General features: G+C 37.6%; 1 protein-coding gene. It reads right to left on the reverse strand.

Features of this window, described 5'->3' with window-relative positions:
- On the reverse strand, positions 1-234 hold a 234-nt coding region (locus ACFIO5_RS13115; RefSeq protein WP_375705645.1), incomplete at both ends, for a citrate/2-methylcitrate synthase.

A 234-nucleotide genomic window follows, 5' to 3' on the forward strand; every position in this document is an offset into this window, starting at 1 on the left:
CCTGTGTAGAGTTGGCGTGGTCGGCTAATTTTTTGTGCAGGATCCTCAATCATTTCTTTCCCTTGCGCAACCCAGCCGACACTGCGTGCTAATGCAAAAAGAACAGTAAACATTTCTGTTGGAAATCCTAGAGCTTTTAATGTAATGCCAGAATAGAAATCGACATTAGGGTAAAGTTTTTTTTCAATAAAATATTCATCATTTAGAGCAATATTTTCAAGCGTGATAGCAATA

It is taken from the genome of Bartonella sp. AA86SXKL, assembly GCF_042196885.1.